The 8,646-nt window shown below is 64.8% G+C and carries 6 protein-coding genes and 1 pseudogene; 3 read left to right on the forward strand and 4 right to left on the reverse strand.

Features of this window, described 5'->3' with window-relative positions; genetic code table 11:
• Both V7053_RS16445 and V7053_RS16450 read right to left on the reverse strand, forming a co-directional pair.
• Positions 1-399 (reverse strand): annotated as a pseudogene (locus tag V7053_RS16445) (hypothetical protein); the annotation flags it as partial.
• A gap of 58 nt (positions 400-457) precedes the next feature.
• A complete protein-coding gene (locus V7053_RS16450) occupies positions 458-1,393 on the reverse strand; it encodes a hypothetical protein (RefSeq protein ID WP_334173352.1) in 936 nt (311 codons plus the stop codon).
• Between the two features lie 613 nt (positions 1,394-2,006).
• Here V7053_RS16450 and V7053_RS16455 point away from each other — a divergent pair.
• Positions 2,007-3,479, forward strand: coding sequence for an MFS transporter (locus V7053_RS16455; RefSeq protein WP_334173353.1), 1,473 nt, complete (start codon positions 2,007-2,009; stop codon positions 3,477-3,479).
• A gap of 283 nt (positions 3,480-3,762) precedes the next feature.
• Complete coding sequence (locus V7053_RS16460; RefSeq protein ID WP_334173354.1) at positions 3,763-4,725, forward strand: glycosyltransferase; 963 nt, start codon at positions 3,763-3,765, stop codon at positions 4,723-4,725.
• Between the two features lie 156 nt (positions 4,726-4,881).
• Here the strand turns inward: V7053_RS16460 and V7053_RS16465 are convergent, their stop codons facing one another.
• Entirely contained in the window at positions 4,882-5,364 is a 483-nt protein-coding gene (locus V7053_RS16465) for a carboxypeptidase-like regulatory domain-containing protein (RefSeq protein WP_334173355.1), read from the reverse strand.
• A 10-nt stretch (positions 5,365-5,374) separates the two neighbouring features.
• Positions 5,375-7,573: a catalase/peroxidase HPI gene (gene katG / locus V7053_RS16470; RefSeq protein WP_334173356.1), complete on the reverse strand. Its 2,199-nt coding sequence runs from the start codon at positions 7,571-7,573 to the stop codon at positions 5,375-5,377.
• Between the two features lie 308 nt (positions 7,574-7,881).
• Here katG and V7053_RS16475 point away from each other — a divergent pair, with 308 nt between their 5' ends.
• Positions 7,882-8,247, forward strand: coding sequence for a hypothetical protein (locus tag V7053_RS16475; RefSeq protein WP_334173357.1), 366 nt, complete (start codon positions 7,882-7,884; stop codon positions 8,245-8,247).
• Positions 8,248-8,646 lie beyond the last annotated feature (399 nt).

The raw sequence follows: 8,646 nt of genomic DNA on the forward strand, positions 1-8,646 counted from the left end.
GTAGCCGAGCCCGCTGAGAGTCTTCTGCAGCTGCACGACATCAGGGCCGGCATCATCAGCGCGGATGTCACGGTAGGCAGGGAACGGCCAGTTCATCGCGATGAGCGGTTCTCCGTTCGCCTCGACCACTACTGTCCCGATCGACACGGTCGTTGCGGATGCGGCGGGAATCGAGGTGACAACGGTTCCCGCTGCAACCAGCGCATCCGATGGTTTGAGCTCGAATGCGGCACCAGGGGCCACCACCGCGCGCATGACGACTTTCGCACTCAGGGCACGCCTCTCTGCCACCGCGGTTATGGGCAACGGCGCTGGAGGCGCCGCTTCCGCTGCCATCTGCTGTGGCGTGCGGAGTTGGGGAAGGACGAAGAACACCAAACTCGCCGCAAGGGCCGCCATGGCGATGGACGCTCCGCCAATGGCCCAAAGCCGTTTCCTTCTGCTCGATCGCACGAGACTACGAGTTCGCCTGCAACGTCAGGGCCGCTGACTTCGCGAGGTCCTTGATCTTCGGATTCAGCTCGATCAACGTTGCCTCGTGCTTCGCCAGCGCGGCGTTCTTGGCGGCGTTGATGATCTTCACCCAGTCGTCTCGCGCCCCTGTTTCCACAGAACAGCGGTACATCGCAGCGGCCGACTCTGACTCCTTGGCCGTGGGCTCATATCGCAGGGCCGGCTGCGCCGGAATCACCTTTGTCACGGCCCCCTTGGTCAGGTCCTGTGCCCCGGGCATGCGCGGCTCGGTACCGAGCGGCACGCCGAAATCCACACCCCATCCAACGGGTTTATTTGGGCCGTTAGGGTCCACCGGGTACTGGCCTTTGTCCATGCACTCAAAGACTTTTTTTGTCCCCGGCTCCTTGGCCTGATTCGGAATGACCGCGAGGGCTTCAGCGAGCGAGTTTCCCACTTGGACGTAGGCGCTTACTACATCCTCATTGCCTGAGGTCTTCTTCAGGGTCGATTCACGGCAATCGGCGGCTACTTTAGCCAACGCACTGTCCATACTAAACACCTGCGCGTCCAGTCCGGGAACAGTGTGGCCGTACCCCTTTGACCGGGCGTCCTCCTCAGAGGAGAACCACGGCGATTCCGAAAAAGACCGGAAGGTGGTCTTCAAATCCGGCGTCGAAGCCGAAGATCTGAACTGATTGGCCTTCTGTGCCGGAAGCACCTCTAAATACTCCGGGTATCCGTTGTCGGCATAGCACCTGTAGTCAAGCTCCCTGCTCGCGGAATTGATCGTCAACAACTCGTCTGCCAGATAGGCGCTGTACGGGTCGCTGGGATCGGCAATAGACAACGAATCACTGGGTGCAGATTTGGCACCACATCCGGTGGCGGCAACCGAGACGAGGACGGCAAGGGACGCTATGGCGATGATCTTGTTCACGTTGTTGGCGCGCTTCGGATCAGAAAATTCGGAACCGGCAACGTCTTCACATATGCCCAGCAGCCGCAACCGCAGCCACCACCCCAGCCGCGCGCTTCCTGAAGCTCATTTCCGCCCCCACTCTTCGTTGATTCACTCGACTCCCGGCAGGCCGCCGTCCACATCCGCGGCCCTGCCCCAAGGAACCATGGACCCGGGGGGTTGAGCCTCGAACGAGCGTGCCGAGCCAAGAGTGAGAAACAAGTTGGGAGATCGGACAAGGCAATCCCGGCCGCGCCCGTTCCATGGCGCCGCAAAGGTGGGGCGCACTCCGCGTCGGAGCCACGACCTGCGCGCGAAGTACCAGTAACCGCCGTCACAAGAGCACCGGGTCGTGCAACACATGCGTCAGACGCCGCTCGAAAGCAGGCCCCGTCCTCTCGGAAGATTCTGATGCGCAGAAAGTACTTGAACCCTCAAGGAAGCAACCCCTACGATCATCCAAGCGATATTGGAACATGCAGTTCTAATATCGAACGCATCAGCCACAGCGTGTCAGTCACAACGACGTGAAATGAGGGAAGCTCATGTCTCTTCCGGTCCCCACATCAGCCCGAGCGGAGTACAGCCCCAGGTGAGCACCGCACCCATCGCAGTCTCCGCACGCAGCATCAATGCTCGCCTCGACCGCCTCCAGGTGTGGTCGCTCTCGCCGTCCTTCATCGCCATCATCGGCTTGGGATTCCTGTTCACCTTCTACGACATCTTCGACATCAACGTCTCGTTCATCCAGACCTGCGTGAGCCTCCAGAAGGGCTGCACGCCGGAGACGGCGCTCGACGCCCTGCCCCTGCCGGTCGTGCTCAACCTTGCGGGCTACGTGGTCGGCACGCTCGTGCTCAGCCCGGTCGCCGACCGCATCGGGCGCCGCAACATGCTGCTGTTCACGATGCTCATCACCGGCCTCGGCTCCCTGTACACGGCGTTCTCAACCGACTATCTGAACTTCACCATCTCGCGCATCGTGACGGGCATCGGCATCGGCGCCGATCTCGCGATCGTCAACACCTACATCAGCGAAGTGGCACCGAGGCGCTCGCGTGCGAAGTTCACCACGGTCATCTTCATCATGTCGGCCCTCGGCGCGTTCTTCGGGATCTGGCTCGGCCTCTGGCTCACGACCCCCGCTACCCCGTGGCCCCTCGGCCTCCCCTTCGCCGTCGCCGGTCCGGGCTTCGAGGACGGCTGGCGCTGGATGTACGGCATCGGCGCGATCCTGGCGGTCGTCGCGATCCTGCTGCGGTTCGAGCTCCCCGAATCCGCGCGCTGGCTCGCCCAGCGCGGCCGGTTCCAGGAAGCCGACAGGACAGTCGCCGCCATGGAGCAGCGCGCCCTCCAGAAGGGCCATCTCCCCGAGATTGCCGCTGCCGCCGCTCCTGAAGCGGCCGACGACGCCCAGGCCGCCGTGGGCGCGGAAGGCGCCGAGACGCCGTCGTCCTCGCCTTACCGCGAACTGTTCGGGAACCGGTTCTACCTCAAGCGGATCCTCCTGCTGCTGGTCATGTGGTTCATCGGGTACATCACCGTGTACTCCTTCGCCGCCGGCTTCACCGCCGTGCTCACGTCGCTGCACTATGCGCCGCCGGAGGCGGGCGTCATCGCAGCCGTCGGGACCCTCGGCTTCGTCGCGGAGGCCGTGATCATGTCGTTCATCGTCGAGAAGCTCGAGCGGCGGGTGTGGCTCCCGATCGCGGCGGTCGTGACCCTCGCAGGCGCGTTCACCGTGGCCCTCGCCGGCACCGATATCGTCGTCGCGTTCATCGGGGCGGGCCTCATCTTCGCGGGCTTCAACATGTGGGTCTCCCCCACCTACGCCCTCACCGCGGAACTCTTCCCGACCCGCGCTCGGACGACCGGATTCGCGCTCGTCGACGGCGTCGGCCACATCGGCGGCGGCATCGGCGTCTTGGCCATCGCTCCCCTCCTGCCGCACCTCTCGGTGCTGTGGGCGCTGCTCCTCATCACCTCCTTCATGGTGGTGTCCGCGGTCATCGTCCAGTTCACGCCGCACACGCGGAACCGGCACCTGGACCACGTCTCGCCCTGAGGCGGGAACCTCGCCTTTCGGCGGGACGACCAAGCGAACGACGGCGGCGCGCACTCCCCCAGGGTGCGCGCCGTTGGCGTCTACGCCTCTGCCGCCACCACTGAGTGCCCTCGCTGCTCGACCGACCAGGTGGAGGACGCAGCGCGCTAGCCTTCCCCGGTGAATCCGACCTTGGGGGACTCGCTGGGCGGCCGCGACAACGCACTCGATTTCGTCCGTCCCAAAGCCATCTCATCGGCGAAACATGAGGAGAAGGAGAGCCGCCATCGCTGTAGAAGTCTCTGTGATTGTTCCCGTGAGGAACGCCGCACGAACCCTCGGGCTCCAGCTCGAGGCACTCCTAACCCAAGAGGACGCGCCCCGATACGAGGTCGTGGTCGTAGACAACGCCTCCTCGGATGGCACCGTCGACATAGTGAAGGCATATTCGACCCGATACCGTCACGATCGAATGGCCGAATTGCGCTTGATCTCCGCTCCTGCTCGCCGAAGCGCCTCCTACGCGAGGAACGTGGGCGCTCGCTTCTCCCGTGCCGGGAAACTGCTCTTCTGCGACGGCGACGACTGCGTCTCTGCGCAGTGGATACGGCAGGGAGCAGAGCTGCTCGAACAATGTGATGTCTACTCAGGGTCTGCAATCCCGCTGGGAGACGAGATCTTCCCCAACGAGGTCTGTCGGGTACGGGAATGGCTCGGCGACGACTCGGCAATTCAGTCTCTCGACGACTTCCAACGAGACGCCCCATTCCCTGTTCTCATGGGCGGGAATTTCGGCATCAGAAAGTCCCGCATGCTGGAACTAGGGGGATTCGATCACTCCATGGGCTCAGCGGGAGAGGACAACGAACTCGCCTTGAGGATCAGATCGTCGGGCCAGTCCGTGCTCACCACCGGGGGCGCAAAGCTCGCCTATCGCATCAGAACCGATCCGCGAAGCATCTTTGCGGCAGCACGCCGGGGAGGGAAGGCACACGCCCTCAACGCCCACCGCTATGGTCTCTGGCGTAGGTCCGAAGTCGTCGGTGACGGTCGATGGCTCAGCGGAGCCGTGCGAGCTTTAGCGTCAGCGGGCAAGATGGCGGTTGTGCCGGCTAGCCGAGACATTCGTGGGCTTTCTGGACGCCTTGGTACGGCATTCGGCGCCTTCGAGGGCGCCATTCTCTACCGGGTGCTCCGGCGCTCAGGAAGGCCTGAGCTCAGAGTGGGATTTTCAGGCGATAGCGAGTGGCCGATCGATCTCCCCTAATTCTTCCGCTGGTCGCCCGGCCGCGAGGTACGTGATCCTTAGGCGTCCGTCGGAGCCCGCATGGGACCTGACGTCCGTGTCGAGGATCCTCCGCCGCAATATGGGGAGTTCTCGTCATCGCCGCCGTCTACTGGCGGACAAGAGTGGGCGCGCGCCCTACCGAATCCCCGTGTCACAGGAAATATCCACCCGGACCAAGGACCCGGCCCGCACCGTGATCGGGGTGGTCGGGCAGCGGGGCCAAGTCGATCCCGCGACGGCAAGACTGTAGCTGCCGGGGGCAAGGTCCAGGGCGTACCGTCCGTCGGAATCGGTCTCCGTCGAGCCCACCGTCACGCCTGAGGCGGTGCGGGCCTGGACCACCGTGGCCACCGGGTGCGGCGGACACGGCTGGTCCTCCCGCTCCACAGGGCACGTCGGGCCGGCCGTCACGTACCCATAGACACCGGTGCCGAACGACGGCGTCGACGGCGCGGGGGCCGACGTCGTCCCGGTGGTGGTGGGCGACGGTGGTGACGACGTCGCGGTGGGTGGCGGCGTCGTCGTCCGCTCACTGGAAGCGCCCACCCCGCCGCAGCCGGGCAGCAACAGGCAGGCCGCGGCCATCGTTGCGATGGCCGCGGCCGTGCGCCTTCTCATGGGTGGCCTCTTACCGGGCGAGATCGAACCGATCGAGATTCATGACCTTGTTCCACGCCTTGACGAAATCGCGGACGAACTTCTCCTTCGCGTCGTCGCACGCGTAGACCTCGGAAATCGCCCGAAGCTGCGAATTCGCGCCGAAGACGAGGTCGACGGCGGTGGCCGTCCACTTGGGCTCGCCCGTCGCGCGGTCCCGGCCCTCGTAGACGTTCTCCTCCGATTCGGAGACCTTCCACTCCGTCCCCATGTCGACCAGATTCACGAAGAAGTCGTTGGTCAGGGTCTCGGGCCGGTGGGTGAAGACCCCATGCTGGGACTGCCCGAAGTTGCCCCCCAGCGCCCGCATGCCGCCGACCAGGACGGCCATCTCGGGTGCGCTCAGATTCAGCATGAACGCCCGGTCCACGAGCATCGTCTCGGGAGGCAGCTTCTGCCCTGCGCGGAGGTAATTGCGGAAGCCGTCCGCCTTCGGCTCGAGCACCGCGAACGACTCCACGTCAGTCTGCGCCTGCGAGGCATCCGTCCGTCCGGGAGCGAACGGGACGGTGATCTCGAAGCCTGCCTTCTTCGCCGCCTGTTCGACAGCCGCGCACCCTCCCAAGACGATGACGTCGGCGTGGGAAACCTTCTTTCCGCCCGCCTGGGAGTTGTTGAAGTCCTGCTGGACCTGCTCAAGCGTCGCCAGGACCTTCGCCAACTCGGCAGGCTGGTTGGCCTCCCAGTCCTTCTGCGGAGCGAGGCGGATCCGGGCACCGTTCGCCCCGCCCCGCTTGTCGGTCCCACGGAAGCTCGACGCCGACGCCCACGCAGTCGAGACGAGCTGCGAGATGGACAGGCCTGAATCCAGGATCTTGGCCTTGAGTGCGGCGGCATCCCCCTCGTCGATCAGTTCATGGTCGACGGCGGGAACCGGGTCCTGCCAGATCTGCGGCTCGGCTACCCAAGGCCCGAGATACCGCGTGATGGGTCCCATGTCGCGGTGCAGCAACTTGTACCAAGCCTTCGCGAAGGCGTCGGCGAGCTCGCCCGGGTTCTCGAAATAATGCTTCGAGATCGGCCCGTAGACGGGGTCTTCGCGGAGCGCAAGGTCGGTAGTCAGCATCATGGGCGCGTGGCGCTTCGACGGATCGTGGGCGTCGGGGACGGTGTTCTGGGCCTCGGGATTCGTGGGCCTGAACTGCTTGGCACCCGCCGGGCTCTCGGTGACCTCCCAGTCATACTTCATCAGGTTCTCGTAGAACCCGTTGTCCCACTTGGTCGGCTGGTTCGTCCACGCTCCCTCGAGTCCGCTCGTGAGGGTGTACGGGCCGTTGCCCGTCCCCGCGAAGTTCTTCCAGCCGAGACCCATCTGCTCGAGAGGGGCAGCCTCTGGCTCGGGGCCGAGGTTCTCCGGCTTGACCGCGCCATGCGTCTTGCCGAACGTGTGCCCGCCGGCGATGAGCGCGACCGTCTCCTCGTCGTTCATCGCCATGCGGCGGAACGTCTCTCGGATGTCGTGGGCCGCCCCCAGCGGATCCGGATTGCCTTGCGGCCCCTCTGGGTTCACGTAGATGAGACCCATCTGAACGGCGCCTAGCGGATTCTCGAAGTCGCCCGGAGCGGTGTAGCGCTCGTCTCCCAGCCACGTGTCCTCGGGACCCCAGAAGACTTCCTCCGGCTCCCAGATGTCCTCGCGCCCAAAGCCGAAACCGAAGGTCTTGAAGCCCATCGACTCCATGGCGACGTTGCCGGCGTAGACAATCAGATCCGCCATCGAGATCTTCCGGCCGTACTTCTGCTTGATCGGCCAGAGCAGGCGCCGTGCCTTGTCCAGGCTTGCGTTGTCCGGCCAGCTGTTGAGCGGAGCGAAACGCTGCGCGCCGCTGCCGCCGCCGCCCCGGCCGTCCTCGATCCGATACGTGCCCGCTGAGTGCCACGACATGCGGATGAAGAACGGGCCGTAATGGCCGTAGTCCGCGGGCCACCAGTCCTGCGAATTGGTCATGAGCTCGATGAGGTCTTGCCTCAACGCCTCGACGTCGAGGGTCTTGAACTCCTCGGCGTAGTTGTAGTCCTGGCCCATCGGGTTGGCCTGGGGCGAGTGCTGATGGAGGACCTGCAGGTTGAGCTGGTTCGGCCACCAATCGTGGATCGTCCTGGGCCGACTCGCCTTCGGAGTCGGAGACGGGATGACGGGGTTCTCGCTTTCGCTGCCACTCTCGGACACGGCTGTCTTCTCCTTTTCCCTCTTCGCTTCAGTTCGCTGGCTTGTGTTCGATGTCTAGGGCCGGATGGAAGTCAGGGTTCATCGGGGACTCGTCGATCGCAGAGCTGGTCGGCGGCATGCGCTCGAACTCGGATATGCTCGGCACCCTTCGGAGTATTGACCGTTCCGCTGGATCAGTAAAGGGCGTTTCGGCGAGTCGACGTGCTCCACGGGGGACACTGCTGCCCGGCGAGCGCCGCCGTCGCCCGCTGCGCCGGCTCGGGCGAGGCTCGCCGTCGTCCTTTTGACGTTGGGGTGATGATGGGTCAATGAGCGACGACACTGAAATGGTCCAGCGCGGCATCGGGATCCTGACGGCGACCCTCTCATGGGAGCCGGACGACCCCAACGCGACGAAAATGTTCAAGGAGTCGTTGAAGTCTCTGGTCCGGCTCGACGAGGGGGTGTCGGTTTCCTTCAGCGGCGGCTCCACGGAGCAGATCGAGGCGCTCCGCGAAGTTCTCCCCCAGATTGTCTCGGGAGTCATCGAGGCATTGGCGCCCGACTACACGCGGCTCGTGCTCGGGATGGCCGCGGGCTTCAAGACCGTTGCCGACGCGTACAAGCGGGACGTGCCGGAGGCCGACGTCGAGGGCATTCTCCAAGCGGCGGCTCTGCACCTGGCGGAGGAGTAGACGCCGGTCACGGGCCGTCTTGCCTGGCGCGGGCGAGCAGGTCCAGAACGCCCAAGGAGGAGATTCGGTGACCATCACCCGCCCGCCGACCGCGAGAAGGAAGGCAACGGTGCTGCAGCCGTAGATCCTCCGCTGTGGCGTGGCAGTACGGGCCTCGGCCCACTCTCGAACGAGGTAGAGGATCTTCACTGACGGCTCCCCGGTTCGCGTTCAGGACTCCTTCAAGCCTGAGGGACGGATACGTGCGTCCGTGGGGGGAAGCCCTCGATCTACGTGGCGCGCAGCCGCCCGCCGTCGAACGTCACCACCTGCCGGATCACCCGGCCAGACGCCAGCGCGTCCATTCCCTCGTTGACCTCCTCGAGCGCGATCTCGCGCGAGACAAGCCGCTCGAGCGGT

The organism is Sinomonas sp., assembly GCF_036848755.1.
In the GTDB taxonomy this organism is placed as follows: Bacteria; Actinomycetota; Actinomycetes; order Actinomycetales; family Micrococcaceae; genus Sinomonas.